The following is a 26,616-nucleotide window of genomic DNA, read 5'->3' as shown; positions in this document are numbered from 1 at the left end:
CACGGCTGCACTGGGAATCTACTGAATTGTTATCAGGTTATTAGCCTGTTCATAGGCTAAGTGTTAGCATAACACAATTAAGATTGGCACCAATGAGATTAAGGTGAAAGGCCCATGAGCGATGTTAAATTGCCCGCATATGATGTTGTTGAAGCAGCATTGAAAGATCACGGCTTGGCAGTCACGCCTTCAGAACTTCACGGTCTGTTGAGCGGAATGATCTGCGGTGGTATGGCGGTAGATGATGAGAGCTGGGTTGGCCCGGTCAGTGATTACGCTAACGAAGGCGCACTTTTAACCGATGGTGCAAAAGCCGCAGTGCGAATGGTCTTTGATGCAGCCTCTTTTGAGCTGGGTGAATTGGCTAAAACCTTATTTAGCTCGACGGCGGCGGAGCTGGCGGATTATGAATTTACTGTCTCGATGCTGCTGCCTGCCGATGAGGCTGAGCTGATGCTGCGTGCCGAGGCATTGAGTGAATGGACGACGAATTTTATCTCAGGACTGGGTTTGATGGGGCTGGAGAAATCCAAACTCTCACCTGAAGTGACTGAGGCTGTATCGGTACTGGAAGAGATCTCTCAACTAGGTGTCGACGAAGATGAAGATATGTCAGAGCAAGCCCAGTTATTCGATAATGTGGCTGCCTATGTGCCGGAATGTGTCCTGACCTGTCTGGTCGAACTCAGCCAGCGCCCGGGTGCTGTTGAAGAACCAACGATTCCTGGCATCGGCCAGGGTGAGAAGCCAACACTGCATTAATTACTTACGCAAAGGGGCTGGATGTGAAGCAGTATGATGTGGTCATTGCTGGTGGAGCAATGGCGGGCGCAACACTGGCAATTGCACTTAATACACTCAGCAATGGCCTGCTGAAAATAGCAGTTGTTGAAGCCGTTGCACCCAAATTGGATCAACACCCGGGCTATGACGCGCGGAGTATCGCGCTGTCGTTGGGCTCGGCCAATATCCTGCGGGATATTGGTATTTGGCCGCCGATGGCGGAAGTGGCTACACCGATTTCACATATTCATGTTTCTGATCAGGGGCATGCAGGCATCGTACATGTTGATGCCGATGAGCAGGCTGTTGATGCGTTGGGTTATGTTGTAGAGCTTGCCGATGCAGGTGCTGTATTGCATAAACAACTTGATGAGCTTGAACCTGTTAGCTTGTTCTGTCCGGCCGTTATTACCGATATTAAGCGAAGCCAAGCAGCGGTAACCCTGACTTTGGATCAAGGCGATACTATTTCTGGCAAGTTGCTGGTAACGGCAGACGGTGCTTTGTCAGCTTGCTGTGAGATGTTGAACATGGGACGCAGTGAGTATGATTTTGAGCAGATTGCTGTTATTGCCAACATCACGACGGCTGAAGCCCATCAGGGACGGGCATTTGAACGCTTTACTCCTTACGGGCCTGTTGCGTTGCTGCCGATGTCGGAAGGGCGTAGCTCGTTAGTATGGTGCATCCGCCCGGAAGAACAGTATAAGGTGATGGAGTGGAGTGATGAGCAGTTCTTGACTGAGCTGCAGAAGGCGTTTGGCTGGCGGCTCGGGCAACTGGTGAAAACGGGATCCCGTTGTGCCTACCCGCTATTGTTGCGTCAATCTCAGCGGTTAATTTCTCATCGGGTTGCTGTGGTCGGTAATGCCGCGCAGACCTTGCACCCGATTGCCGGTCAGGGATTCAACCTTGGCTTGCGTGATGTGATGACCTTGGCTGAAGAAGTCGCCAAGGGGCTGGAGGCCGGCGAAGAGCCGGGCAGTGCTAGCATCTTGAGCCGCTATCGTCAGCGCCGTACACCGGATCGTGAGGCGACCATCAATATGACTGCAGGCCTGGTCAGCTTGTTTGCCAACAACAGCTTTCCGCTGATCGCTGGCAGGAATATTGGCCTGATGGCGATGAGCCTATGTGATATTTTAAAAACACCGCTGGTTAGGCGGGCAATGGGACAGGTAGAACGATGATGCAAAGTGTAGATGTTGCCATTATTGGTGGCGGAATGGTGGGCTTAACGCTGGCCGCCGCGCTCGCTGATACCGAGTTGCGAGTGGCGGTAATTGAAGGCCGGTTACCCGAGCAAGAGCTTGAACCATTGCCGGATTTGCGTGTTTCTGCCTTAAGCCGAGCCAGTGAGCGTATTTTACACCGCGTTGGTGCCTGGCCGGGTATTGAATCGCGCCGTCTGAGCCCGTATAGCAAGATGGAGGTCTGGGAGCTGGACAGTTTTGCCAGTATCGAATTTGACGCCGGACGCCTGGCCCAGCCTAACTTGGGCCATATTGTCGAGAACCGAGTGATCCAGCTGGCATTGCTCGAGCGGGTACAGCAATTACCCAATGTGACATTGCTGGCACCAGAGCGGTGTCAGAACATTGCCTTTGGCGAAAGTGAAGCCTGGCTTAGCCTAGAATCGGGCAAAAGCCTGACGGCTAAACTGGTTGTTGGGGCCGATGGGGCCAATTCTTGGTTGCGTCAGCAGCTTGATATTCCATTAACTCACTGGGATTACGGCCACAGTGCGATCGTTGCTAACATCCGTTGTACGGAAGCTCACGAGCGAACGGCTCGCCAGATTTTTCGCCCGCAGGGGCCATTGGCTTTTCTGCCTTTGCCAGCCAGTGATCTTTGCTCGATAGTCTGGTCTGTGGATCCGCGGGAAGCCGAGCAGCTTTGTGCGATGTCTGATGATGAATTTAACAAAACACTGACTGCCGCCTTTGATCACCGACTCGGACTATGCCGAGTCGAAGGCGCGCGTCAGGCATTTCCATTGAAAATGCGTTATGCCCGTGACTTTGTGCGTGAGCGGGTTGCGCTCGTCGGCGATGCCGCCCATACCATCCACCCGTTGGCAGGGCAGGGCGTGAATCTGGGGTTGCTTGATGCTGCGAGCTTGGCACAAGAGCTGAAACTCCTGTGGCAGCAAGAACAGGATATAGGTAAGAAAGTGAATTTACGTCAGTATGAGCGCTGGCGCAAAGCCGAGGCTGCGAAAATGATTACGGCGATGCAGGCGTTTCGCGACCTATTTGCCGGTAGTAATCCGGCCAAAAAACTGGTGCGAGACATTGGTATGTTTATCGCCGATAAAACCCCGGGTGTGAAAGATGAGTTTATGCGTCGGGCATTGGGTTTGTCTGGTGAGTTACCGGATATAGCGAAGCACTAACTGGTTGCTAATCCTGGTGTTTGAAAAATAAACCGTCTCTCCTGAGGCGGTTTTTTTGTTTGTCGCTAATTCATAGGGATTTTATTGATCACTTTTTGATTTTTTCTCCTACAGTAAATAACAGGAATTTGAATACGAATTAGAGACTGACGGCAGTTATGTTAGTTGAAGTGCTGTAACTGTGTTTTAACTTATCTGCTTTCATCGCGTTGAGTTAAGGGCGATAGGCAGGCTTTCAAAAGGAAGTACCACCATGAGCTATATTCCCTCTGAGTTGAAATTTACCAATACCCATGAATGGGTACGTCCGGAAGGTGATGGTGTCTATACCGTAGGTCTTACCGATCATGCCCAGTCTATGTTGGGTGATATGGTTTTTGTTGATTTACCCGAATTGGATGCAGCGACAGAGGCCGGCGAAGACTGTGCGGTCGCCGAATCAGTAAAAGCAGCGTCTGATGTCTACGCACCTTTGACCGGTTTTGTGGTTGCAATAAATGAAGAGTTAGAAAACTCGCCTGAGTTGCTCAATAGCGATCCTTATGGTGACGGCTGGCTATTTCAGATCAAAGTCGAAGATGAAGGCGAGTTCGCTGATTTGCTGGATGCGGATAACTATCTAGATTTGGTCGATGAGTCTGAATAAGGAGTCATTCATGACCATACCCAGGTTACTTGGGTGTATAAAGCCCACGCAAGGGTGGGCTTTGAATGAAGCGGGCCAACATTTTAATAAATTACAATAACGAGAATTCTTTTAGTCGTTTGATTTCCTGATTAACCTCGTTAACGGTCTGAAAATGTCGTTGCTGGGCTTTTACTGGCACAAGCAACATTCCATTGTTGAATTCATAGCCTCCTCGGCCATCAATATAGATCCTTCCACTAAATAAACGGCTTACGTGCTTTGCTATCATTTTAGGCACGTAGCGTTTGAACATGCGCATATAAAGCTAACCTTGTATGGGTTCCTAACGGCAGGAATTATAAAATAGAGGTTATGAAAGTTATGTGATGATTACAGCATAATAATAATGTTAAATTAATCACGGCGGTGTATTTTTTTGTGCTACTGCTTGATTTTTAGATGATTGTGCTTTTTATTTTCTTTGAAAAATAACTGGCTTATGTAAATGAAAGTTACAAATATCGCGGTTTATTTCATTTATTGTTTTTATATTATGATCTTAGAGATTTTACCAATGGGCACTTGTATACATATTTTTAATGAGCTCTGCTCTTCCTATCAAGTCTTCTAGGGCAATATAGATTTTGCCTGTCGTAAATTTAGTGTTTTGTGCTGAATATAGGTGCTGGTCTGAGGTGTTTTAAGTTTTCTTCGATTTTCTGTTCGGGATCAAGGTTTGTTTTTAGCATATGCTAATAATATGACTGTTGTTGGCATATGCTAGAAAAGAGGATGTTATGCCCAGACCCAAAATACATCGCAGAATAGGATGTCGCCCGGCACATAGCTGTTTTAAGCCTAATGGCGTCCCGATGTCGCAGCTAGAAAGTATTGTGCTTGCGCCAGATGAGCTGGAAGCAATTAGGCTGGTGGACCTAAATGGCCTCCATCAGCAGGCTGCTGCGCAGGAGCTGGGTGTTTCCCGGCAAACCCTAGGCAATATTATTGCTCGGGCGAGAAATAAAGTTGCACAGGCTCTAGTAAAGGGCAAGGCACTGGAACTCCAGCCAGCCTCGTTATCATCTTTAACATCACAGTCAGTCGATGCGGATCGACAGGTCGACAAGAAGGATCATTAGAATGTCGCTCGCAATTGCAATTACGCCACGAAATGAAGTGGCAGGACATTTTGGTAAAGCTGCTGCTTTTTTGGTATTTGATGAACAGGGGCAACCTTTAACCACTCTTGACAATGCAGGTCGTCGTGAGATTGGCTGTAAGCATAAAAAACGCCTTCAACACCAGTTGAGTGAACTGGGTGTTAGCGAAATTATCCTTGGCAATGTTGGTCAGCGATCGTTGGCAAGGTTGTTAAAGGCCGGATTCTCGGTGATCCGGGTGCCTACACGGAGTAGTGTCTCATCGGTATTGAATGGCGATGCCGCAAGAGAACAGCTGGCAACAGCAGAGCAAGGACGGCCGTGTAAGCGCGAAAAAGGGGACTGCGGCTGTGGTTGTGGCAGCAAGAAACAAGTTGCGCCCGCAAAAATTGGTACAGCGATGAATAAAAAATTGTCATTGTCGGGTCTGACTAAGGTAGGAGGACTAAAGTTATGACGTTTTTATTGACCATGATGGTTTTTCTGCTGGTTATTGTTGCAATGGCGATAGGTTGGATTGTTAAAAAGCAGACGATCAAGGGAAGCTGCGGAGGCCTTGCCGGTGTCGGGGTTGAAAAGGAATGTAATTGTGATCAGCCGTGTGATAGTCATAAGCTCTATCAGATCCAGGAGCCAGAAAAAGAGTAGGCAAGCAGGGTGCTAGCCCTACTTGTACACCCTAGGATCGCTGGCGTAGATCCTCCACTCGTCTGGTTATTGTCCGGCTCACGACTTGCCGCAGCCACTCTATCCTGGGATGGCTGCCGTTTCTGCGCAGCCACAGCATATTGATATCAAAGTCAGGGATATTGACTGGTGGCGGGCACTGGGTCAGCTTATCGTGAAATATCTCGACTCGCGCCATCAGGGTGGAGACCACGCAGATTAAATTGCGGCCTGTCAGCAAGTGGCGAATGGTCATAAAGTTGCTCGATCCGACAGCAATATGGCGGTTGAAGCCTTGTTGCAATAACTCGGTATCAACGGCACTGGCCAGCTTGCCGTCAGGAGTTACCAAAGCCTGTGGGGTTGCGATATAGCGGGCTAGATCGATAGGTGGATGTAATCCGGTTGTCTGCTTGTCGAACAGGCAAACATGATCTTCGGTATACAGATACTGGCTATCGAACTCTCGCGGCAGATCCGTCATGGATCCAATAATCAGATCGATTTTTTGTGCCTCAATCGCTGATTGGAAGTTGTTGCGGTCTACATTGCAGAAACTGAGCTGGCAGTAGGGAGCTTGTTTAGTTATAGCATCGAACAAGGCCGGGGCAAACAAGAGCTCGGCATAATCGGTTAGCCCGATGCGAAAACTGCCACGGTAGTTGTGGGGCGTAAAATCACCGGGCTGTAGAATTTCGGTGGTGACCAGATGAAGAATATTGTCGATCACCGGTGCAAGCTCAATGGCTTTGTCGGTGGCAACCATCTGGTGTCCCTGACGTTCAAATAGCGGATCGTTGATCAGCGCCCGAAGCCGAGACAGATTGTGGCTCATTGCCGATTGACCGAGAGACAATTTCGCAGCAGCTTTGGTGACACTCCGGGTTTCCATCAAGGCTGAAAAAGCGATCAGCAAATTGAGATCGACACCTCGCCAGTTGATATTCTTCACTATTGTCCCTCTTTTTTGTCATCAGCGGCAGATATCAGCAAACATTGGATCGCAAAGGATAAGGAGATCTTCGGTTTCTAACTCGATACCAGCCATACGATCGCCGCTGCTGATATTGATCTTGTGATGTTTTTTGATGCTGTGATCAAAAATAACCGGCAGAGGGCGTTTTAGCCCGATTGGCGCAACGGTGCCGATCACCAGACCGGTGACTTTTTCGACATCACTGGCATCGGCACAGGTCATCCGGCGGCAGCCAAACATTGTACGGACCTTTTTAGGATCGACCTGGGCTGGGCCTGGTACGCAGGCCAGAACATGAAATCCTCCCATGTCTCGCAGCAGGATCGATTTGACCATCTGCTCCGGATTGACACCACGTTCTTGTGCGGCTTCATCGACGGTTTTGGCCGGTTTAGTGTGGGGCAGGAGCCGGTACTCGACTCCTTCTTGCTCTAAATAGAAAGTGACAGGTGTTTGCATTGTTTATTGATCATCTTCCAGCGAGTAGGGCAGCGGCAGCTTGTGCCAGCTTGCGTCTTGTCCTGCGAGGCGGAACTGACTGTCTTCATCAAGATCATTGGGCAGCCCGACCAGGGCTATTGCTTGGCTATCAGCAAATTTGTAGGCCGAAATAATAGTGCCGCCCTTGCGCCAGTTTTCGCCGACACTGCGCTCCAAGGCATCACCTGGTTGCGGACAGTGCTCGGTATTGCCGCTGACGATGTACATTGCGCGTTTGTTGATTCCCCGGTACTTGGCTCGTGCGACAGTTTCCTGTCCGGTATAGCAGCCTTTTTTGAAGCTTATGGCATCGACGGCCTGCAAGTTCATCGCCTGGGGGATGAATTCCAATTCGGTTGCCGCATCGACGCGTGGAATGGCGTGCTGAATATCGTAGAGATCCCAAAGTGTGCTGTCGGAAAGCACTGCTTCTGTAGCCAGTTTACCGGCTAGCGCTTCAGCCTGGGCAGTTGCTACGGCAATCAACCAGCGTTGTTCGTCGACTTTAACTGCGGTACCGGCTGTAATCGCCCGGACATCACCTTCGCCGCCAAATTCGCGTTCGATAACCTCGTTGGCTTTGCTGCCGGTAAGACCAAGCAGAACGTCGTTACTTTGCTCGATATCGACCTTGGAAAAAATGGCATATTTTTTCAGCTCTGGCAGCTGAGTCGCCATGATACTCTGGCGCTGTAGGAAGCCATAACCATCACGGTGATGGAATAAGCGGAAAATGGTGCGCATTTTACCCTTGGCGTCGCAATGGGCGCCTAAGGTCGATTGATCCGCTGTCAGGGTCGCGACATCGCAGGTAACCTGACCTTGTAGATAAGACTTTTTATCTTCGCCGATCAGGGTGATCAGGCCCCAGTCAGCGAGGTCGACCAACGCCAGTTCCGGCAGGCTATCTTGCGCAGTTAAAGCAATTTTTTTGAAATTCAGAACGTTTGACCAGGTACTCATAGGATTTCCATGATGTGCTGGTAACCTGCAGGAGGCCGTGCTCTTCTCACCCTGAGAATAGGCACAGCAATGGCGGCAAGTTACTCCGATTGGGTGAATATCTTTGTTCCTGCTATGTTAAAACGCCGGCAGGCATTTGTCAGCCCAAACACCTGATTAACTTGGATGGTTATTATTGATCATAGGTCTCATCTTGGTGCTTTGCTTGTTCCTGCGCATAGTCGGCCTTGGCATGGACTGCTAATATTGAGCAAATTGTATGAACGACCAAGTTAAAGGTTGAGGTTGTATATGTTGAGTGCAGAAGAAAAGGCACGCGTTAAGTGGGCATGCCGTCGTGGCATGCTGGAATTGGATGTGATCATCATGCCGTTCTTTGAAGAATGCTTTGAGCAGCTACCAGAGCAAGAGCAGCGTGATTTTATCTCTTTGCTGACGTGCGATGATCCTGATTTGTTCACTTGGATGATGCAGCACGGTCGTAGCGAAAATCCTGCACATGCAGCTATGGTGGACAAAATTGTCGCCCACAACAACAGCAAACTTCGCTGATCTTGATATAACGCCTTCCAGATTATCTGCTGCCGTACTGGTACTCCTCTATACCTGTGCGGCCAGCTTGTTACTGCTTTCCTGGCTCCGTGCCGTTCTTCCTTTCCCGGTTGTTATTGTCTGTTTGGAACTGTTATGGCTTGAGTGGCTACAACGGCTTATTGATTGTCGTTCACAGCAGGGAAGGCTGGTGGTCAAATTGTCAGGTGAGCTGCAGTGGCAGCGCGAACAATGGTTTATAGATCGGGTTAAAATTCGTTGTCGTTTTTTGTTGCTGTGGCGCCTTCGTTATCAAGGCCAGCGTCGCTGGCTTCTGATCTGTCATGATGCATGTGACGAGGCTGCATATCGTTCGCTGTCTTTGATATGCCATAACTTGTCTATTGATTCGACCAGTAAATAATAAGTGCCCAATTAATTTTCGCGGTTAATTTTAATGAAATACAATTGTTTTTCAGTGTTTTATTTTTATTATTGTTCCTTTTTATCCATCGTCATAACTTTTATACCCTAAAGATATTGCCGTTAAGGCCGCTAAATTTGGTTGTAACAGCACTACCGAAGTACGGTTGTATACCCATGCCTAGGGTGCGTAATTAGGCAAGGACGATGTAGACATGAAAATAAAACATAAATTATTGGGGCTTACCGCTCTGGCGGTAGTTGCTCTCTTGGCTGTACTGGGCATGACCTGGAAGGCTAATGAGCGGGTAATGAAGATCAATGACTCCAGCGCAGCGGTTAGTCATCTCGAAGTCACTTTGCTTAATTTACGCCGCAACGAGAAAGATTTCCTGCTGCGGATGGATATGAAGTATCAAGGTAAATTTCAGAAAAATTATGATCATTTTCAATCACAGCTGACGGTTCTTAAGAGTGATCTTGATGGGCTATCGATTGCTCTTCCAAGTCTGGAAATGCTGCCCACAGCGATTAAGAACTATCAGGGTGGAATGCTGGCGCTGATCAAAGGGTATCAGCAGCTCGGACTGACATCTTCAGATGGCCTGTTCCGTGAGTTTTTCGAGTACTCGGAGCAACTGGTCAATGTCGCCAGCGAGCAGCAGCGTGGTATTATGGCTGCCTATAGTGTCGAGGAAGTGGCAAAGCTGTTCCTTGTTACGGGAGATAAAGAGTACCTCGAGGCTTATCAGAAGGCTTATGCTCAATATGGTCAAAAACTAGAGAATGATTTTGGTACCGTATTTACCCGCTTTGCACATACCACAGAGCAGATCATTCGGCAGCAACAAGCTATTGGCTTAAGTCATAACCAGGGATTGCGGGGTGAGATTCGCAAGCAGTCTCACTTGGTTGAAGAAGTGTTTGCCGAGCTTGAGCTGCAGCTTGAGGCAAAGGTTGACGCTGAGCGTAGTCAAATCAGCCAGTTAACCATTGCAGCCGTGTTGATGGTGATAATCGTGCTGGTTAGCCTTTCATGGTTTATCAGTCAGTCGATACAGCGCCGGGTGCAGAGGTTGAGTGAGTTGATGGCAACCATTGCCTCGAGCAATGACCTTACCCAAACCGCCGATGAAAATGGCAACGATGAACTTGCAGAAATGGCAGTAAACTTTAATGGTTTATTGGCGAGCCTACGTAATCTGGTCGGTAATGTTCAGGGAGCGGTTACCGAGCTGGGAACTGCGTCGGAGCAACTTCAGCGTCGTAGTCAGGATTCAGAAGAGGCAATGGAGCAGCAGCAGTCGGAAACTGACTCGGTAGCAACAGCCATTACTGAGATGGGTGTGACTATCCGTGAAATTGCCTCGAATACCGAAAATGCCGCGGCCAATGCCGATCGAAGCTATAACGGCGCGCAGGAAGGGTTGAATGAGGTGAGTGCCACGAAGGAGCGTATCCGCACCTTGTCTGATGATCTGTCTCAAACCAGTGAAGAAGTGGCCAGCCTGTCAACGTTGTCGGAAAATATCGGTTCCGTATTGGATGTTATCAAGGCAATTGCTGAGCAGACTAACCTGCTGGCACTGAACGCGGCGATTGAAGCTGCACGTGCTGGAGAACAGGGCCGGGGCTTTGCGGTTGTTGCTGACGAGGTCCGATCTTTGGCATTGCGAACTCGACAGTCGACGGAAGAAATCACCACGATCATTGCCTCGCTGCAGGAGCAAACCGATCAGGTGGTTGTCCATATCGGGCGCTGTCGTGAACAAGGCGACCTGAGTGTGACCCAGGCTGACAATGCTGAAATAAGAATTAATCAGATCATGGCTGATATGCAGTTGATTATGGATACCAGCACGCAGATTGCAGCTGCGGTAGAACAGCAAAGTTTGGTCTCTGATGAAATTGGTCAGAATGTCACCTCGATTCGCGATATTACCAATTTGAACTCCTCGGTGGCGCATGAAAATGCCCAGGCGGCCAATGCTGTCGCAACTCAGGCTTCTTCCCTTGATGAGGCTATTGCGGAGTTTAAGGTTTAGGAATTGGTACGAGTTTCTAGTTTCTAGGGAAAGCAAAAAGCGAGAGGTACGGACCTCTCGCTTTTTTTATCTCGAATATCGATATTGGCTTCTAGGCACTCAACACGGCTGATCTGGTGTGATAACGGTTGGTTTTGAGTTGTCCTGCTGCTCAGGGAAGTCAAGGTTGTAATGCAGGCCGAGGCTCTCTTTCCGTTCTAGAGCACAACGAACTATTAGCTCGGCAACCTGAAGCAGATTACGCAGTTCCAGTAGGTTGTTCGACACCCTGAAGTTGCTGTAGTACTCGTCAATTTCCTCGTTGAGCAGCTGGATGCGGCGCATGGCACGCTCAAGGCGCTTGGTTGTGCGCACGATGCCGACATAGTCCCACATGAACAGACGGAGCTCATGCCAGTTGTGTTGGATCACGACTTCTTCATCCGAACAGCTAACCTGGCTTTCATCCCAGCTCGGCAGGTGTTCGGGCATGCTAACCTGATCCAGTTTTTGCCCAATACTTTCAGCTGCTGCCCAGGCATAGACCACACACTCCAGCAACGAGTTAGAAGCCATGCGGTTGGCTCCGTGCAGGCCGGTATAGCTGACTTCACCGATGGCATAGAGGCCGTTTAGATCCGTACGTCCTTCTTTGTCCACGATGACGCCACCACAAGTATAGTGGGCAGCAGGAACAATAGGGATGGATTCCTTGGTGATATCAATACCGTATCCCAGCAGCTTCTCGTAGATGGTTGGGAAATGCTTCTGTACGAAATCAGCCGGTTTGTGGCTGATATCCAGATACATGCAATCTGCGCCCAGGCGTTTCATTTCAAAATCAATTGCGCGCGCCACGACATCACGGGGGGCCAGTTCGGCACGTTCGTCGAAGTCTGTCATAAAGCGGCTACCGTCAGGACGGCGCAGGTAGGCCCCTTCACCGCGTAGGGCTTCGGTTAGCAGAAAATTCCTGGCCTCAGGGTGGAATAGGCAGGTCGGGTGGAACTGGTTAAACTCCAGGTTGGCAACCCGACATCCGGCCCGCCAAGCCATGGCAATACCATCCCCGGAAGAAACGTCTGGATTCGAGGTGTACTGATACACTTTCGAAGCGCCGCCGGTGGCCAATACGACAAACTTGGCGCGGACCGTTTCGACGATCTCGTGGTTGCGGTTCCAGATATAGGCTCCCAGCACCCGGTTTGGCTCGTCGCTATAGCCTAATTTCTGGTTGGTAATTAAATCCAGCGCATTATGGCGCTCCAGTACTTCGATATTAGGATGATTGTGAACATTGTCTTGTAGCGAGTTTTGTACTGCCATGCCTGTGGCATCTGCCGCATGCAGGATCCGACGGTGGCTGTGGCCACCTTCACGGGTCAGGTGATAGCGAGGAGCATCATCACTGTCACTTTCCTCGCGATCAAACGGTACCCCGCCGTCAATCAGCCACTGGACACAGTGTTTGGCATTTTCGGCGATGAAGCGAACGACTTCGTCATCACAGAGATGCGCGCCGGCAATTTGGGTATCCTGGACATGGGACTCAACACTGTCCGATTCGTCAAAGACGGCTGCAATACCGCCTTGGGCATAATAGGTGGCGCCTTCGCTGCGTGGTCCCTTGCTCAGAACCATTACTTTCCCTAGTGGCGCAAGGCGCAACGCCAGCGATAATCCTGCTGCGCCGCTACCAATGACTAGTACATCGCAAATATGTTCACGGTTTTCGTTCATATCGATATCATATCCCTGTGGTAATCATTCTATGTTACCAAATTCCATCTCAATTGTTCATTTTTGACTGTTAGTTAACCACTTATCGTATTGACGCGGTATAATGCCCAGTTAATGCAATGGTTATACTGCTTCATTGCGAATAGAAAATCGCGCACTATTAATGAGAAATAATTTCTTTGGCACGGGGAACTTTGCTTTTATACCCGAGTCTTAGATAGTGCTCATGCTCATATTTTCATACAACCCTGTTTTGATTGAGCTTTACTGTTGTAATGAAGAGCACCTAGGCTTACTTCCTTAGGCCAGGGGCTTATTGCTCTGACAGTTGACAGGCGAGTTAGAAATCACGAGTGCAAGACGGATATAGGAGTACACGCTCGAATGAGCGAGCAGCAAACTGATCAGGTATTAATTGAGCGGGTACAGCGTGGTGACAAGCAGGCATTTAATCTGCTGGTGGTTAAATATCAAAATAAGGTATGTAGCCTTGTTGCCCGTTATGTCAGCAACTCCGGTGACGTGCCGGATGTCGCTCAGGAAGCGTTTATAAAAGCGTATCGTGCTTTACCGACATTTCGTGGTGAAAGTGCTTTTTATACATGGCTGTACCGAATTGCAGTGAATACGGCAAAGAACTATTTGGTCGCTCAGGGCCGCCGACCGCCAGCGTCTGATGTAGATGCTGAAGAGGCAGAATACTACGAAAGTGGAAATGCCTTGAAAGAAATATCGAACCCTGAGAATCAAATGTTGTCTGAAGAATTGAAGCGGGTAGTCTTCAGTACCATTGAAGCGTTACCAGATGATCTCAAAACGGCAATTACTCTGCGCGAACTGGAAGGTTTGAGTTATGAAGAAATTGCTGAAGTCATGGGATGTCCGGTTGGTACGGTAAGATCTCGTATTTTCCGTGCACGAGAGGCGGTTGAAAAACGTATTCGTCCTCTAATGCAGCGATAAATGTTAAGCCAATACGGTGAAAAAAATGGCTGATAAACAAAAGATTTCGGCATTATTAGATGGTGAAGAGCTGGATCAGAGCATTATTAATGCGTTGGCCGTTGATGATGACAGCCAGCAAACCTGGCAGCACTTCAACCTGATTGGTGATGTGATGCGGGGAGAAGCTCCGCAAAACAAGGATTGGAATATTGCTGCAAGCGTAGCGTTGGCCTTAGACAATGAGCCTGCGCATACCGGGCTAGCTGATATCAGCGCAGAGCCAGCTCAAGTGATTCAGCTTGCAACCGCTCGTGAAACTGTCGAGGCACAGCCGACACCGCAACAGGCAAAACGTATGATGCCTGCTTGGCTGACTCAGTTTGGCCAGGTTGCTGTCGCTGCCTGTGTCTCACTGGCTGTTATTGTAGGGGTTCAGCAATATAACGGTGGTGACGAGGGTATCGTTGGAACACCTGCTGAATCACAGATGCCGGTACTACAGACAATTCCTTTTTCCGGCACGGCCGAACCTGTTAGTCTGACCCGGGATTCTGTGCGTAGCAACAACCATAACGCACCGAGTGAAGCACAAGTTATGGAGCAGCGACGTCGTATTAACGCGATGCTTCAGGACTATGAATTACAGCTGCGTTTGAATGCCGAAGATGGCAGCATTGATAAAACGTTGCTAGAAGCAAACTGATTGGCGGATAAATGAGAAAAATTCTGGTCGGTGTAGTGACACTGGTCAGCCTTATGATGCCATTGCAAGCCTCTGCGGAAGATTCGGTATCTTCGGCAGAGGCTTTGTTGCATCAAATGGATGAGGCTAGCCGTGAGCTTAGTTATGAGCTGTCATATATACTCATTAAAAAAAATAGTATTGAACCGATACGCTATCGTCATACGTTTGAAGATGGTGAGACATATGCGCACCTTGTTTATCTGAGTGGGCCGCCGCGTGAGGTGATCCAGCGTGGTAGCGAGGTCAGCTATTTTGAGCCTGGCCTTGACCCGTTCACGATCAAAAGCAATAAAATGGTCGCTCCCCTGCCACCAATTATGAAGTCGGATATTAATGAACTGGCTCAGTTTTATGATTTCATTTCCATGGGGCGAGCACGAGAGGCCGGTGTTGCCTGTGACGTGATTCGTATTGCGCCGAAAGACGGGGCGCGTTATTCCTATTTGTTGTGGGTTGATACCCGAAGCAAGCTGGTGATGCGTGCAGATCTGCTCGATCGTGATGGAGAGCCGCTCGAGCAGTACCGTGCCGTCTCTTATGTTGTGAACCCGAAAGTCGGCGATGTGCTGAGAAGCCTGAAAACGGTGGAGTTGCCTGCTGTTGTTAAACTGCCGCCCCAGCCACAGGCTGAGCTGAGCTGGCAGGCCAACTGGTTGCCCCAGGGCTTTGAATCGGTTTCCCGTAACCGCCACCGCCTGATGATGACGGAGCGCCCGGTTGAGAGCAAAATGTACAGTGATGGCTTATTTAGCTTTTCTATCTATGTATCAGCTGCCGACAATTTTACCGTTCGGGAGCAATTGGTGCGTCAGGGACGGCGAACGCTGCACAGCTACCTGCTCAATGATAAAGAAGTGACCGTAGTAGGAGATATTCCGCCGGCTACCGCCCGGCGAGTGGCTGAATCTGTAGCGTTTGTGGCGGGCAAGGTAAGTGCGTCAGGAGAGACCACGCCATGATGCGTTCATTGGCGACGGTTGTTGCCGTCGACCCCGGTATAATTACGGTGACATGCCAGCAGCAGACCAGCTGTGGCCACTGTGCCTCCCGCGATAGTTGCGGAACCGGTATTGTCAGCAAGGCTACGCCGGGGCGCAGTCACTTGGTGAAAATAGTGACCCAAACGCGTGTTTCCATCGGCGAAGTTGTCGAAATCGGCTTGTCTGAGCGAAGTATGCTGCACTCTGCAATACTGGTTTATGTGCTGCCTTTGCTATTCTTAGTTCTGGGAGCAGTACTTGGGCAGTGGTGGTTCGTTGATTTGGCGGGTAGTGGTGAGCTGGGAGTTATCCTGACGGCAGTGCTCAGCGCGGCAGTCGGTTTGTTGCTTGCGCGGCGCTTTGCCAAGCGTCTGGAAGGCAATTCGGCCTACAAACCAAGCCTTATTCGGGTATTGGGCGACCCTATATCTGCTGATGGCGCAATAAATGCCGCATCGAAAGATAGCGGCTAGCCGTGAAATTCGGTAGAATCTGTTAACTTGATCTGTAGATCCCATTCATTTTTTAATCACGAGTTAGTCACGCCAATTCATGAAGCACATTCGTAACTTTTCGATTATTGCACATATCGACCATGGTAAGTCGACCTTATCCGACCGCTTGATCCAAGTCTGTGGTGGCCTTTCCAATCGTGAAATGGCTGCGCAGGTTCTGGATTCCATGGATCTTGAACGCGAACGCGGTATCACCATCAAAGCACAGAGTGTAACGCTTGATTACACTGCTAAAGATGGCGAAACCTACCAATTAAACTTTATCGACACCCCGGGGCATGTTGACTTCTCATACGAAGTCTCCCGTTCATTGGCAGCTTGTGAAGGCGCCTTATTGGTTGTTGATGCCGGTCAGGGCGTAGAAGCTCAGACCTTGGCGAACTGCTACACTGCCATGGAAATGGACTTGGAAGTGGTGCCAATCTTGAACAAGATTGACTTGCCAGCAGCCGATCCTGAGCGTGTTTCAGAAGAAATTGAAGAAATCGTTGGTATCGATGCGCTTGAAGCAACTCGTTGTTCCGCGAAGACGGGGGTGGGGGTCGACGATGTATTAGAGAACATTGTTTCGGCTATTCCACCACCAGAAGGTGATCCAGATGCACCGTTACAAGCACTGATTATTGACTCATGGTTTGATAACTATTTGGGTATTGTTTCTTTGGTTCGAGTTAAGAATGGCTCGTTGAAGAAAAACGCTAAAATAAAAATGATGAGCACCGGTCAGGTGTGGGGCATTGACCGCCTTGGTATCTTTACGCCAAAACAAATTGACACAACAGAGCTAAACACTGGCGAAGTAGGTTGGGTTGTTTGTGGTATCAAAGACATCTTAGGTGCACCAGTCGGTGATACCATCACACTGGCTAAAGATGGCTGTGAAGACGCATTACCGGGTTTCCAGAAAGTGAAGCCTCAGGTTTATGCCGGTCTGTTCCCTGTATCATCTGATGATTACGAGAACTTCCGTGATGCGCTTGGCAAGTTAAGTCTGAACGATGCTTCTCTATTCTATGAACCAGAGAGCTCGTCTGCGCTTGGCTTTGGTTTCCGGTGTGGTTTCCTTGGTATGCTACACATGGAAATTATCCAGGAGCGTTTGGAGCGTGAATACGATCTTGCTCTGATTACAACGGCGCCAACGGTTGTTTACCAGGTAGAGACCACACGTGGTGAAACCGTGTTTGTTGATAGCCCTGCGAAGCTACCGGCAGTTAACGATATCGATGTGATTGGTGAGCCAATTGCACGCTGTAATATCTTGGTTCCTTCTGAGTACCTGGGTAACGTGATCACGTTGTGTATCGAGAAACGTGGTGTACAGGTGGATATGGTTTACCACGGTAACCAAGTGGCCCTTACTTATGACATTCCAATGTCTGAAGTGGTACTGGACTTCTTTGACCGCCTGAAATCAACATCACGTGGCTATGCATCACTGGATTACAACTTCCAGCGTTACGAACCGTCAAACATGGTACGTGTCGATGTAATGATCAATGGCGAGCGTGTTGATGCGCTGGCAATCATTACGCATAAAGACAATGCAAACGGTCGCGGTCGTGATTTAGTTGACAAGATGAAGGAATTTATTCCTCGTCAGATGTTTGATATTGCTATCCAGGCTGCTATCGGCGGCATGATCATTGCGCGAGCTACGGTGAAACAGTTACGCAAAAACGTAATCGCAAAATGTTATGGTGGCGATATTAGCCGTAAGAAGAAACTGCTACAGAAGCAGAAAGAAGGTAAGAAGCGTATGAAGCAGATCGGTAACGTCGAACTGCCTCAGGAAGCTTTCTTGGCGATTCTGCATGTAGGTAAAGACAAGTAAGTAACTACTTTACTCATTGTTATTGCCTCAGAAAATATAACAATGACCGGGGGCAACTCCGGTATTTTGAAGCAAGTGTCAATGAGCAGTGCAGCAAGATTTTCTTGCTGCACTGTTACATTTATTAGGGATTAAAATGGCAAATACTTTTTCGCTAATTCTGGTACTGGCAACGCTGGTCACCGGGATCATTTGGGCACTGGATAAGTTTATCTGGGCTCCGAAACGTCAATTGAAAATTGAAGCGGCTGCCGCAAATGCTGGCGATCAAGTCGATGCTAATACCCTACAAGCCGTAGCACCGCAACCGAGTTGGGTGGAATCAGCCAGCTCGATGTTTCCGGTGATTGCGTTAATTATGGTATTTCGCTCATTTATTTATGAGCCGTTCCAGATCCCATCCGGTTCGATGATGCCGACATTGCTCGTTGGAGACTTCATCCTGGTTGAGAAATATGCCTACGGTCTGCGAGATCCTGTTTTCCGTCACAAGCTGATAGAAACGGGCGAGCCAGAACGTGGTGATATCGTGGTATTTAAGTTTCCGCCTCAACCACAAATTGATTACATCAAGCGCGTCGTGGGTATGCCGGGCGACACGGTTCGCTATAGTGCCCACAAGCAGGTTTGTGTTGCGCCAAAAGGTGCAGCCGAGTGTACGCCGGTACCGCTAGAAAATATGACTGACAGCGAGTTCAGTCAGGGTATGACACGTTTGGTCCAGTTCAACGAAAAACTGGGTGAGCAAGAACACCAGATCCTGGTGCACCCGCTTAAGCGTGACCGTACATTGGCTTATCAGCCGCGTCCGGGCGTGAGTGAGTGGGTTGTTCCTGAAGGCCAGTACTTCGTGATGGGTGATAACCGCGACAACAGTGCAGATAGCCGTTATTGGGGCTTTGTGCCTGAAGCCAACCTAGTTGGTAAGGCGGTCGGGATCTGGATCAGCTTTGAATTTGAACGAGGCGCTGATAGCGCACTTCCATCTTGGATTCCTACCGGTGTGCGCTTTAGTCGCATCGGTGGCATAAACTGATCGGGATAAAATGACATCTCCTGCTAATAGACTCCAGCGTAAGCTGGGGTATCAATTTAATAATATTGATTTAATGACCCTGGCATTGACACACCGTAGTGCCAATGGGACGCATAACGAGCGCCTGGAGTTCCTCGGCGATTCGATTTTGAGCTTTGTTATCGCAGATGACTTGTACCACCGTTTCCCCAATGTGGATGAAGGTGATATGAGCCGTATGCGTGCAACTTTAGTGCGTGGGAAGACGCTGGCCGAGCTTGGTCGCGAATTTGACCTCGGTGATCACCTTCTGCTTGGTCCGGGTGAATTGAAGAGTGGTGGTTTCCGCCGTGATTCTATTCTGGCCGATTGCGTTGAAGCGATCATCGGTGCGATCTACCTCGATAGTGACATTGAAGTTGTTCGTAAGATTGTATTGAGCTGGTATCAGTCGCGTTTAGATACGATTCAGCCGGGTATCAATCAAAAAGATCCGAAAACGCGTCTTCAAGAGTGTCTGCAGGGGCGCCGTTTACCGCTTCCGGCATATACTGTAACTAAGGTACACGGTGAAGCTCATAATCAAGAGTTCACGGTACAATGTGAAGTAACAGGCTTGGATAAGCCTGTAATCGGTAAAGGCGGCAGTCGGCGCAAGGCAGAGCAGGCAGCAGCAGAAATTGCGCTTAAGCAGTTGGAATCATGACAGACACACAGCATTGCGGCTTTATTGCCATCGTCGGCCGACCGAATGTCGGTAAATCAACTTTGCTCAACCGTTTGGTTGGGCAGAAGTTATCGATCACCTCACGTAAGCCTCAGACCACCCGCCACCGTATTATGGGGGTTGATACCCGTGATGGTTATCAAGCCGTGTTTATTGATACTCCAGGTCTTCACATTGAAGAAAAACGGACTATCAACCGGCTGATGAACCGTGCTGCAAGCAGTTCTTTGACTGACGTTGAACTGGTACTGTTCCTTGTCGACGGTACCGTGTGGACGGCCGATGATGAGATGGTACTGAACAAGCTGATTAAAAGTGAGCTGCCGACAGTACTGCTGATCAATAAAGTCGACAACGTAAAAGATAAGCATGAGCTGTTCCCGCATCTGGAAGAGCTGTCTAAAAAGATGGATTTTGTCGATGTCGTGCCAATTTCTGCGAAGAGTGGCACCAACGTAGATGCCGTGGAAAAAATTGTACGCGAGCATTTACCTGAAGGTGAATACTACTTCCCTGAAGAGTATGTGACAGATCGTTCACAGCGCTTTATGGCATCGGAAATTATCCGCGAAAAGCTGATGCGCTTTTTGGGTGAAGAGCTGCCATATTCAGTGACGGTTGAAATTGAGCGTTTTGATTTTAACCCGCGCACGAATGGTTTTGATATCAATGGTTTGATTCTGGTCGAGCGAAAAGGCCAGAAGAAAATGGTGATCGGCAAAAATGGCGAGAAAATGAAAGTCATAGGTCGAGAAGCCCGTATTGATATGGAAGATCTGTTTGAGCGCAAGGTGTACTTGGAGCTTTGGGTGAAAGTGAAATCAGGCTGGGCAGATGACGAACGTGCACTACGAAGCCTAGGTTACATCGACGACCTGTAAGGGACACCATGGAGGGGCTACAGCGTTGTTTTGTCCTTCATTCTCGTCCTTATAGTGAGACGAGCCTGATCCTCGATGTATTCAGTGAAGATTCAGGCCGTGTCACTATCCTATCGAAAGGAGCGCGCCGTAAGCGCTCCAATCTAAAAGGTGCCTTGCAGCCTTTTACCCCGCTGTTTATGAAATGGTCTGGCCGAGGTTCAATGCCAGTATTGACCTATGCCGAGCCCATTAGCATTGGCCTACCGATGCGCAGCTATATCCTGTATTCCGCGATGTACGTCAACGAAGTCTTGGCGCGGGTACTGGAAAATAACACACCTTATCCGGTGCTGTTTCTGGATTATTTGAATGTGCTGCGAGAGCTGGCGCAGGCGGATAATCCAGAGCCAGCATTGCGTCGTTTTGAATTAGCACTATTACACCACCTTGGCTATGGCATTGATTTTCTCCATTGTGCCGGCAGCGGCTTACCTGTTGAAAGTGATATGACCTATAACTACCGTGAACAACGGGGCTTTACTGCTTCCATGGTGGCAGGGCAGCTGTCGTTTACCGGAAGTCAGTTAACGGCCATTGCAACCCGGCATTTTGAAACCCCGGATCAACTCCGGGCGGCAAAACGCTTTACACGTATAGCCTTGAAGCCGTATCTTGGCGGGAAACCATTAAAAAGCAGGGAATTGTTTATCCCTAGAGGAAGGAGCACCGGAAAATGAACAACATCTTACTCGGCGTTAATATCGATCATATTGCCACTCTACGTAACGCTCGAGGTACTCGTTACCCAGATCCTGTACATGCTGCAGAGGTGGCTGAGCGTGCGGGTGCAGACGGTATTACAGTTCACCTGCGTGAAGACCGTCGTCATATCAATGATCGTGACGTTCGAATTTTGCGTGAAACTATCCAGACTCGAATGAACCTGGAAATGGCTGTGACCGATGAGATGGTCAAGATTGCACTGGAAACCCAGCCTGAGTTTGTTTGCCTGGTACCGGAAAAGCGTGAAGAGCTAACAACGGAAGGTGGTCTGGATGTCGCCGGTCAGCTGGAGAAAATCAAAGCTGCGACAGCTAAGCTGGGCGAAGCGGGTATTAAAGTTTCACTGTTTATTGATGCCGACCGCGAACAAATTGATGCAGCCGTTGCCTGTGGCGCACCTTATATCGAGCTTCATACTGGTCATTATGCCGATGCAGAGACCGAAGAAGCGCAGCAGGACGAGCTGAAGAAAATTGCCGCAGCGGCTAGCTATGCCGACGATCAGGGCATTAAGGTCAATGCCGGCCACGGTCTGACGTATCATAACGTTAAGCCCATTGCGGCACTGCCGGAGCTGTACGAGCTTAACATTGGTCACTCGATTATTGGCCGTGCAGCATTCGATGGCCTGCAAAAAGCCGTAGCTGATATGAAAGTTGAAATGCTGGATGCGCGTCGTTAATGGCCATTCTGGGTCTTGGTACTGATATTGCTGATATCGAACGGGTAGAAAAGGTTTTTGCCCGTTCTGGTGATGCCTTTGCCGAGCGGGTGCTCTCCCCCTCTGAGTTGACTATTTTTCATAGCCTTAAACTCAAAGGGCGCTATCTGGCCAAGCGCTTTGCCGTCAAGGAAGCCGCGTCGAAGGCGTTGGGAACCGGTATTGCCTGCGGTGTGTCGTTTCATGATTTTACTGTCAGCAATGACGAACGGGGTAAGCCTATCCTGACATTGTCGGGCAAGGCCGCAGAACTTGCTGGCGCAATGGGGGCGAACCATGTCCACCTCACGATTGCTGACGAAAAGAAGTACGCGGTAGCAACGGTGATTTTAGAAAGCTAGCTTTTCAGAAGCGACGGGAAGCGAGTTACGCTTCGCTTCAAGAGGCGAGATCACTGATCTCGCCTTTTTTAACTCTTGAGCATCAGCTCTTTACTCTTGTTTCTCGCCCCTAGTGCCGATACGTCTTCGATGCTTTTACCACGTTATTCATCTCGTCGATCAGCTCAAACAACTCTGGCTCGATGTCTTCAACCTTCGCGTCGGCTTTCAGTGCCGTTTCAATGGTATAGCAGAGGTTTTTCAGCCTTGGCACTCCGCTATAGGCACAGCTGCCGTGTAGCTTATGTATCGGCGGCCATAGTTCAACATTTCTGCCATCCAACGCTTCATTGACCAGCATTTCTACTTCCGGCATATAGTCGAGCAGCATCTGCAGCATGTCCTTGGCAAGATCTTCCTTGCCAGCGGCTTGTTTCAGTGCGAGATCCCAATCCCAGCTGATATTGTGATTGACGGGATGTGTCTCGGGATCCGGCTCAGGGATAGCTTCTGAAACCGGGCTCGTATCAGCATCGTGAGGGAGCGTCCACTTGGCTAGGATCTGTTGCAGGATATGCTCTTCGATAGGTTTGGTCAGGTAGTCATCCATGCCCGCATCGATTAGACGTTCTCGCTCTCCGGCCATTGCGTGAGCGGTCACGGCAATAACGGGTGTATTGTGGTTGAGCTCGGTCTTGTGGATCTCTTGGCAGGCCGTGACACCATCCATTTCCGGCATCTGGATATCCATGAAGATCAAATCAAAGCCTTTCTGGTGGGCATACCCCACCGCTTTTCGGCCACCCGTTGCAGTAATGACGGTTTCGACCCGCTCACTGAGCAGGGCAGAAATCAGCTTTAGATTGGCCGGATTGTCATCGACCGCCATGACAGTTAGCGGCTGAATGCTTTGGCTGGGCTCTGGTAGTAATTGCTGTACCGGCTCAGAGAACATATCTGGTTCGCTGATTAAGGCTTCCAGTAGCTTACGGTGAGCAAGCGGCTTCGGAAGACAGGCGGATACGCCAGCGTTGACCAGGCGTTCAGACAATGCCAGCTCGGTGGTCGGCAGGCAAACCATGACTTGATCAGTGAGCTGCTCGGCTTTGAATACCATATCCAACAGGCTTGCAATCGGCGGCTGCTCTCCCGGTGTAAGGTTGAGTAGCGCAAAATGGTGATGCTCGGCATCTTCCGGCATGGTCGAGCGGTAAGTGACATGGAGCCCGGCCTTGATCAAGCGCTGCTGGACCACAGAGGCCGCCTGCATATTGGGCTCGATGAGCAGCAGCTTCTTGCCGGTCAGCGATGAGGTATCAATTGGCTGGGATACCGGCAGATCCGTTTTGGTCAGCCGCAGGCTGAACCAGAATGTCGACCCCTGGTGGAGTCGGCTGGTCAGGCTGATTTCACCGCCCATCTGGGTAACCAGTTTCTGGGTGATCACGAGGCCAAGTCCGGTACCGCCATAGCGGCGAGAAATACTGGCATCAGCCTGGCTGAAGGCCTGGAATAGCTGTGCCTGCTGGCGTTCGGAAATACCGATGCCGGTATCTCGTACCATGAATTGGAGCTCGACGCTCTCGTCGCGATCGGTTTTCAGTTCTACCGAAACATCAATGTTGCCGCGTTCGGTAAACTTCACTGCATTGCCAATCAGGTTGGTCAGTACCTGTTGGATGCGCAATGGGTCGCCTATCAGCCCGGTCGGGATCCTGTTGTCCACTTTCAGCGTCAGTTCAAGGCCTTTTTCGTGGGCACTTGGTGCCAGAAGTTTCATGACCTCATCCAATGAATCCGTGAAGTCGAACGGGATATTTTCCAGTAATAGTTTACCGGCCTCCAGTTTGGAGAAGTCGAGAATGTCATTGATGATGGTCAGCAAGTTGTTGGCTGATTTTTCAATCGTCTGCAGGTAATCCTGCTGGCTGGTACTGAGGCGGGTTTTCAGCATTTGGCGGGTAAAGCCAATCACCCCGTTCAGCGGTGTCCGCAGTTCGTGCGACATATTGGCCAGAAACTCAGATTTTACCCGTGCGGCTTCCTGGGCCCGCTTCTTGGCAATATCCAGCTCGACATTCTGGATTTCCAGCTGCTCTAGGGTTTCGCGCAAATCGGATGTTGCCTGGTCGATACTCTGCTGCATCTCAATGTGGTATTCCGATAGCGAGATAGCCATGGCGTTGATACCGTTTTTCAGGGTATCGAGTTCACCGAGCAACTGGCCCTCGATTCGAATATCGAGGTGCCCGCGGCGGATCCTATCCACCACGCTGACCATATGGGATATAGGCCGGGTAACGTCTTTCATCAGCCTATAGGCGAAGAGCGATGACAGGGTTAGCCCGAGCAGGAGCACCATTAGGGCGGTAAATACCTCTTGGTATTGCTGCAGGCGCAGGGCGCTCAAGTCGAGCTCCAGTGCGATGTAGCCGAGTGCTTCAGCCTGGTAGCCTGGCCCCGATATTGAGGAAAATTGGCCTTCACTTAAAATCGGGGCTCGGAGGATGAGGGAATTTTCGTTGAGCCGGGTATCGAGCAGCATCGGGATTGGCTGATCATCCGGATACATCAGTGCCTCGAAATTTCGGTGGAAGTTTGAGGTGACAAACAGCTGGTTGTCGGCATCAAAGACGGCAATGCTGCGGACTATCTGTGAATGCTTGCGATGAGCATAGCTGATCAGGCGGCGAACGGCTTCGCGATTTTTATCCGTCATTCCGTATTCGGTTGAAATCGCAAGGGGTTCGACGATACTGGCACCGGTCGAAATCAGCTGGTGCTCAAGATCCCGATAACGGCTCATAGTAAAAAATGCGCTTAATAGCAGGCCAATAATCAGCGTCGGTGCTAATGTCAGGGTGAAGACCCTGGCACGAAGTCCATATTTGGTCATGGTTCTCTTAATTACAAGAATGCGATTCTGTGGGAGAATTGTCGTCCATCTGTGGCCGTTAGCTTAATGAAACTATGGCTATTCGACAATCAACTAATACCAAACTGCCGACAATATCACTCAGTTTGGTCTATCTGCTCCGTGAGTCAAAACACTATGGCACGCTTTTTTAAGCCTCAAAAACGAAAAGTAACCGATACCAAGCATAAAGAAATTGTTATAAGCCGCCTGGATCACCTTGGCGCCGGTATTGGTCATATCAACAGAAAGCCGGTCTTCGTTGATGGCCTGCTGCCGGGCGAAAAGGCGCTGGTTCAGCTAACCGAAGACAAGAAGCAGTACGCGCGTGCCAAAGTCATTAAACGTTTGGTTGACAGTCAGGCGCGTATTAAACCGCATTGCTCTATCTATGACCAGTGTGGCGGGTGTAACTTGCAACATTTATCCCATTCAGGCCAGGTTGAGGCCAAACAGCAGGCATTGGCCGAGCTGATAAGTAAGTTTGCGGCAACGGATATGGATCAGGCTGCGCCGATCGTCGGTAACGATAAAAACTATCGTCGATGTTCCCGTTTTAGTCTCAGGCCAAGCAACGGTAAGCTGCTGTTCGGATTTCGCAAAAAGCAGAGCAAGGATATTGTCGATGTCGAGCAATGTCCGGTGCTGGCACAATCATTAAATGAACTTTTGCCTCCGTTACGGAGTCTGTTAACTCGGCTGAAGGGGCAAAAGCACCTTGGTCATGTCGAGCTAGTCGAGGCAGATAATGGCCGGGTGGTACTGATCCGCCATCTGCAGCCGTTTAATGACAAAGATATGACCTTGCTGCGTCAGTTTGCCGACCAATACGATGTTATTCTGTATTTGGCCCCAACATCTGATTCAATCGATAGAATTTCAGGTCAGGCTCCGTATTATGAGTTAGATGACCAGAAGTTGTACTTTTCCCCGAAAGACTTTATTCAGGTTAACCGGGATGTGAACAAACAGATGGTACAGCAGGCGCTGGAGTGGCTAGACGTCGCACCACAGGATCGTGTATTGGATCTGTTCTGTGGTTTGGGTAACTTTAGCCTGCCGCTGGCAAAACGAGCAAAAGTGCTGGTCGGTGTTGAAGGTGTCGATGAGATGGTGCATCGTGCAACTGATAATGCACTGATAAACAAGCAAAATAATACTGCGTTTTACCAGGCGAATTTAGATCAAGATGTGACTACGCTAGAATGGGCGCAGGAACATTTTAATAAAATTTTGCTCGACCCTGCCCGTGCCGGCGCGGCTGGTGTGATGCAGCATGTTGTGAATTTGAACCCGGAAAGGGTCGTGTATGTTTCATGCAACCCTGCCACGCTGGCAAGAGACAGCCAGGTGTTGCTGAAACAAGGATATCAGCTGGAACGTCTGGGGATGTTGGATATGTTCCCGCATACCGGGCATCTGGAGTCTATGGCCCTGTTTACGAAAAAGAGTCTGGGCTCCAAAAAGTAGTGTTTATTCAACATT

At 49.5% G+C, this 26,616-nt stretch carries 28 protein-coding genes; 22 read left to right on the top strand and 6 right to left on the bottom strand.

Annotated elements, in window-relative coordinates; translation table 11 throughout:
* Positions 1-114 precede the first annotated feature (114 nt).
* The 4 genes from EDI28_RS22630 to gcvH all read left to right on the top strand — a co-directional run bounded on the left by EDI28_RS22630 (position 115) and on the right by gcvH (position 3,824).
* The gene (locus EDI28_RS22630; protein WP_128786148.1) at positions 115-762 is read left to right on the top strand and encodes a UPF0149 family protein; all 648 of its coding nucleotides are present in this window, start codon (positions 115-117) and stop codon (positions 760-762) included.
* 23 nt (positions 763-785) lie between these two features.
* Positions 786-1,973, top strand: a complete 1,188-nt coding sequence (gene ubiH / locus EDI28_RS22625; RefSeq protein ID WP_128786147.1) for a 2-octaprenyl-6-methoxyphenyl hydroxylase — start codon at positions 786-788, stop codon at positions 1,971-1,973.
* Positions 1,970-3,178, top strand: coding sequence for an FAD-dependent 2-octaprenylphenol hydroxylase (locus EDI28_RS22620; RefSeq protein WP_199287480.1), 1,209 nt, complete (start codon positions 1,970-1,972; stop codon positions 3,176-3,178). The genes ubiH and EDI28_RS22620 overlap by 4 nt, the downstream gene beginning before the upstream one ends.
* A 262-nt stretch (positions 3,179-3,440) precedes the next feature.
* Positions 3,441-3,824 carry a glycine cleavage system protein GcvH gene (gene gcvH / locus EDI28_RS22615; RefSeq protein WP_325062649.1) on the top strand — a complete coding sequence of 128 codons (384 nt, stop codon included), beginning with the start codon at positions 3,441-3,443 and terminating at the stop codon, positions 3,822-3,824.
* Positions 3,825-3,915: 91 nt separating this feature from the next.
* Here the strand turns inward: gcvH and EDI28_RS22610 are convergent, their stop codons facing one another.
* Positions 3,916-4,125: a DUF1107 domain-containing protein gene (locus EDI28_RS22610; RefSeq protein ID WP_128786145.1), complete on the bottom strand. Its 210-nt coding sequence runs from the start codon at positions 4,123-4,125 to the stop codon at positions 3,916-3,918.
* Positions 4,126-4,603: 478 nt separating this feature from the next.
* Here EDI28_RS22610 and EDI28_RS22605 point away from each other — a divergent pair, with 478 nt between their 5' ends.
* From EDI28_RS22605 to nqrM, 3 genes are read left to right on the top strand one after another with little or no spacing between them, the layout of a single operon-like run.
* On the top strand, positions 4,604-4,945 hold the full coding sequence (locus tag EDI28_RS22605) for a DUF134 domain-containing protein (protein WP_128786144.1): 342 nt from the start codon (positions 4,604-4,606) through the stop codon (positions 4,943-4,945).
* Between the two features lies 1 nt (position 4,946).
* Positions 4,947-5,423, top strand: a complete 477-nt coding sequence (locus tag EDI28_RS22600; RefSeq protein ID WP_128786143.1) for a NifB/NifX family molybdenum-iron cluster-binding protein — start codon at positions 4,947-4,949, stop codon at positions 5,421-5,423.
* Positions 5,420-5,614 (top strand): (Na+)-NQR maturation NqrM, encoded by a 195-nt coding sequence (nqrM, locus tag EDI28_RS22595; protein ID WP_128786142.1) that lies wholly within the window; start codon positions 5,420-5,422, stop codon positions 5,612-5,614. Before EDI28_RS22600 ends, nqrM begins: the two co-directional genes overlap by 4 nt.
* 31 nt (positions 5,615-5,645) lie before the next feature.
* Here nqrM and EDI28_RS22590 read toward each other — a convergent pair whose 3' ends face one another.
* From EDI28_RS22590 to ygfZ, 3 genes are read right to left on the bottom strand one after another with little or no spacing between them, the layout of a single operon-like run.
* Positions 5,646-6,584, bottom strand: coding sequence for a LysR substrate-binding domain-containing protein (locus EDI28_RS22590; protein ID WP_128786141.1), 939 nt, complete (start codon positions 6,582-6,584; stop codon positions 5,646-5,648).
* A 21-nt stretch (positions 6,585-6,605) separates the two neighbouring features.
* Positions 6,606-7,067 carry an aminoacyl-tRNA deacylase gene (locus EDI28_RS22585; protein WP_128786140.1) on the bottom strand — a complete coding sequence of 154 codons (462 nt, stop codon included), beginning with the start codon at positions 7,065-7,067 and terminating at the stop codon, positions 6,606-6,608.
* A gap of 3 nt (positions 7,068-7,070) precedes the next feature.
* Positions 7,071-8,051: a tRNA-modifying protein YgfZ gene (gene ygfZ / locus EDI28_RS22580; RefSeq protein WP_128786139.1), complete on the bottom strand. Its 981-nt coding sequence runs from the start codon at positions 8,049-8,051 to the stop codon at positions 7,071-7,073.
* 291 nt (positions 8,052-8,342) lie between these two features.
* Here ygfZ and EDI28_RS22575 point away from each other — a divergent pair, with 291 nt between their 5' ends.
* From EDI28_RS22575 to EDI28_RS22565, 3 genes are all read left to right on the top strand, one after another.
* Positions 8,343-8,603, top strand: a complete 261-nt coding sequence (locus tag EDI28_RS22575) for an FAD assembly factor SdhE (RefSeq protein ID WP_128786138.1) — start codon at positions 8,343-8,345, stop codon at positions 8,601-8,603.
* On the top strand, positions 8,572-9,006 hold the full coding sequence (locus EDI28_RS22570; protein ID WP_164918611.1) for a protein YgfX: 435 nt from the start codon (positions 8,572-8,574) through the stop codon (positions 9,004-9,006). Before EDI28_RS22575 ends, EDI28_RS22570 begins: the two co-directional genes overlap by 32 nt.
* A 214-nt stretch (positions 9,007-9,220) precedes the next feature.
* A complete protein-coding gene (locus EDI28_RS22565; protein ID WP_128786136.1) occupies positions 9,221-11,050 on the top strand; it encodes a methyl-accepting chemotaxis protein in 1,830 nt (609 codons plus the stop codon).
* Between the two features lie 99 nt (positions 11,051-11,149).
* Here the strand turns inward: EDI28_RS22565 and nadB are convergent, their stop codons facing one another.
* Entirely contained in the window at positions 11,150-12,769 is a 1,620-nt protein-coding gene (gene nadB, locus EDI28_RS22560) for an L-aspartate oxidase (protein ID WP_128786135.1), read from the bottom strand.
* A 384-nt stretch (positions 12,770-13,153) separates the two neighbouring features.
* On the opposite strand from nadB, the gene rpoE reads away from it, so the two are divergent.
* The 11 genes from rpoE to acpS all read left to right on the top strand — a co-directional run bounded on the left by rpoE (position 13,154) and on the right by acpS (position 22,238).
* Positions 13,154-13,732 carry an RNA polymerase sigma factor RpoE gene (gene rpoE, locus EDI28_RS22555; protein ID WP_128786134.1) on the top strand — a complete coding sequence of 193 codons (579 nt, stop codon included), beginning with the start codon at positions 13,154-13,156 and terminating at the stop codon, positions 13,730-13,732.
* Positions 13,733-13,757: 25 nt separating this feature from the next.
* Positions 13,758-14,417: an RseA family anti-sigma factor gene (locus EDI28_RS22550; RefSeq protein WP_128786133.1), complete on the top strand. Its 660-nt coding sequence runs from the start codon at positions 13,758-13,760 to the stop codon at positions 14,415-14,417.
* An 11-nt stretch (positions 14,418-14,428) separates the two neighbouring features.
* Complete coding sequence (rseB, locus tag EDI28_RS22545) at positions 14,429-15,418, top strand: sigma-E factor regulatory protein RseB (RefSeq protein WP_128786132.1); 990 nt, start codon at positions 14,429-14,431, stop codon at positions 15,416-15,418.
* Entirely contained in the window at positions 15,415-15,912 is a 498-nt protein-coding gene (locus tag EDI28_RS22540) for a SoxR reducing system RseC family protein (protein WP_128786131.1), read from the top strand. Before rseB ends, EDI28_RS22540 begins: the two co-directional genes overlap by 4 nt.
* Before the next feature lie 79 nt (positions 15,913-15,991).
* A complete protein-coding gene (gene lepA, locus EDI28_RS22535; RefSeq protein ID WP_128786130.1) occupies positions 15,992-17,788 on the top strand; it encodes a translation elongation factor 4 in 1,797 nt (598 codons plus the stop codon).
* Between the two features lie 136 nt (positions 17,789-17,924).
* Positions 17,925-18,824: a signal peptidase I gene (gene lepB / locus EDI28_RS22530; protein WP_128786129.1), complete on the top strand. Its 900-nt coding sequence runs from the start codon at positions 17,925-17,927 to the stop codon at positions 18,822-18,824.
* 10 nt (positions 18,825-18,834) lie between these two features.
* Entirely contained in the window at positions 18,835-19,509 is a 675-nt protein-coding gene (gene rnc / locus EDI28_RS22525; protein WP_128786128.1) for a ribonuclease III, read from the top strand.
* Positions 19,506-20,411, top strand: coding sequence for a GTPase Era (gene era, locus EDI28_RS22520; RefSeq protein ID WP_128786127.1), 906 nt, complete (start codon positions 19,506-19,508; stop codon positions 20,409-20,411). The genes rnc and era overlap by 4 nt, the downstream gene beginning before the upstream one ends.
* Before the next feature lie 8 nt (positions 20,412-20,419).
* Positions 20,420-21,130, top strand: coding sequence for a DNA repair protein RecO (recO, locus tag EDI28_RS22515; RefSeq protein WP_128786126.1), 711 nt, complete (start codon positions 20,420-20,422; stop codon positions 21,128-21,130).
* Entirely contained in the window at positions 21,127-21,858 is a 732-nt protein-coding gene (gene pdxJ / locus EDI28_RS22510; protein WP_128786125.1) for a pyridoxine 5'-phosphate synthase, read from the top strand. Before recO ends, pdxJ begins: the two co-directional genes overlap by 4 nt.
* Positions 21,858-22,238 (top strand): holo-ACP synthase, encoded by a 381-nt coding sequence (gene acpS / locus EDI28_RS22505; protein ID WP_128786124.1) that lies wholly within the window; start codon positions 21,858-21,860, stop codon positions 22,236-22,238. The genes pdxJ and acpS overlap by 1 nt, the downstream gene beginning before the upstream one ends.
* Before the next feature lie 109 nt (positions 22,239-22,347).
* Here acpS and barA read toward each other — a convergent pair whose 3' ends face one another.
* On the bottom strand, positions 22,348-25,113 hold the full coding sequence (gene barA / locus EDI28_RS22500; RefSeq protein WP_128786123.1) for a two-component sensor histidine kinase BarA: 2,766 nt from the start codon (positions 25,111-25,113) through the stop codon (positions 22,348-22,350).
* Between the two features lie 156 nt (positions 25,114-25,269).
* On the opposite strand from barA, the gene rlmD reads away from it, so the two are divergent.
* On the top strand, positions 25,270-26,601 hold the full coding sequence (gene rlmD, locus EDI28_RS22495; protein WP_128786122.1) for a 23S rRNA (uracil(1939)-C(5))-methyltransferase RlmD: 1,332 nt from the start codon (positions 25,270-25,272) through the stop codon (positions 26,599-26,601).
* Positions 26,602-26,616: the final 15 nt, after the last annotated feature.

Source organism: Photobacterium chitinilyticum (assembly GCF_004104355.1).
Lineage (GTDB): Bacteria > Pseudomonadota > Gammaproteobacteria > Enterobacterales > Vibrionaceae > Photobacterium > Photobacterium chitinilyticum.
Note: the sequence above shows the minus strand (reverse complement) of the source record. Positions and strands in the feature narration are given on the sequence as shown.

Excerpts from the sequence above, each read along its gene's own strand:
- EDI28_RS22630 (WP_128786148.1), top strand. The coding sequence starts at position 115 with ATGAGCGATGTTAAATTGCCCGCATATGATGTTGTTGAAGCAGCATTG.
- EDI28_RS22620 (WP_199287480.1), top strand. The coding sequence starts at position 1,970 with ATGATGCAAAGTGTAGATGTTGCCATTATTGGTGGCGGAATGGTGGGC.
- EDI28_RS22610 (WP_128786145.1), bottom strand. The coding sequence starts at position 4,125 with ATGCGCATGTTCAAACGCTACGTGCCTAAAATGATAGCAAAGCACGTA.
- EDI28_RS22605 (WP_128786144.1), top strand. The coding sequence starts at position 4,604 with ATGCCCAGACCCAAAATACATCGCAGAATAGGATGTCGCCCGGCACAT.
- EDI28_RS22600 (WP_128786143.1), top strand. The coding sequence starts at position 4,947 with ATGTCGCTCGCAATTGCAATTACGCCACGAAATGAAGTGGCAGGACAT.
- nqrM (WP_128786142.1), top strand. The coding sequence starts at position 5,420 with ATGACGTTTTTATTGACCATGATGGTTTTTCTGCTGGTTATTGTTGCA.
- EDI28_RS22585 (WP_128786140.1), bottom strand. The coding sequence starts at position 7,067 with ATGCAAACACCTGTCACTTTCTATTTAGAGCAAGAAGGAGTCGAGTAC.
- ygfZ (WP_128786139.1), bottom strand. The coding sequence starts at position 8,051 with ATGAGTACCTGGTCAAACGTTCTGAATTTCAAAAAAATTGCTTTAACT.
- EDI28_RS22575 (WP_128786138.1), top strand. The coding sequence starts at position 8,343 with ATGTTGAGTGCAGAAGAAAAGGCACGCGTTAAGTGGGCATGCCGTCGT.
- EDI28_RS22565 (WP_128786136.1), top strand. The coding sequence starts at position 9,221 with ATGAAAATAAAACATAAATTATTGGGGCTTACCGCTCTGGCGGTAGTT.
- nadB (WP_128786135.1), bottom strand. The coding sequence starts at position 12,769 with ATGAACGAAAACCGTGAACATATTTGCGATGTACTAGTCATTGGTAGC.
- rpoE (WP_128786134.1), top strand. The coding sequence starts at position 13,154 with ATGAGCGAGCAGCAAACTGATCAGGTATTAATTGAGCGGGTACAGCGT.
- EDI28_RS22550 (WP_128786133.1), top strand. The coding sequence starts at position 13,758 with ATGGCTGATAAACAAAAGATTTCGGCATTATTAGATGGTGAAGAGCTG.
- rseB (WP_128786132.1), top strand. The coding sequence starts at position 14,429 with ATGAGAAAAATTCTGGTCGGTGTAGTGACACTGGTCAGCCTTATGATG.
- EDI28_RS22540 (WP_128786131.1), top strand. The coding sequence starts at position 15,415 with ATGATGCGTTCATTGGCGACGGTTGTTGCCGTCGACCCCGGTATAATT.
- lepA (WP_128786130.1), top strand. The coding sequence starts at position 15,992 with ATGAAGCACATTCGTAACTTTTCGATTATTGCACATATCGACCATGGT.
- lepB (WP_128786129.1), top strand. The coding sequence starts at position 17,925 with ATGGCAAATACTTTTTCGCTAATTCTGGTACTGGCAACGCTGGTCACC.
- rnc (WP_128786128.1), top strand. The coding sequence starts at position 18,835 with ATGACATCTCCTGCTAATAGACTCCAGCGTAAGCTGGGGTATCAATTT.
- era (WP_128786127.1), top strand. The coding sequence starts at position 19,506 with ATGACAGACACACAGCATTGCGGCTTTATTGCCATCGTCGGCCGACCG.
- recO (WP_128786126.1), top strand. The coding sequence starts at position 20,420 with ATGGAGGGGCTACAGCGTTGTTTTGTCCTTCATTCTCGTCCTTATAGT.
- pdxJ (WP_128786125.1), top strand. The coding sequence starts at position 21,127 with ATGAACAACATCTTACTCGGCGTTAATATCGATCATATTGCCACTCTA.
- acpS (WP_128786124.1), top strand. The coding sequence starts at position 21,858 with ATGGCCATTCTGGGTCTTGGTACTGATATTGCTGATATCGAACGGGTA.
- barA (WP_128786123.1), bottom strand. The coding sequence starts at position 25,113 with ATGACCAAATATGGACTTCGTGCCAGGGTCTTCACCCTGACATTAGCA.
- rlmD (WP_128786122.1), top strand. The coding sequence starts at position 25,270 with ATGGCACGCTTTTTTAAGCCTCAAAAACGAAAAGTAACCGATACCAAG.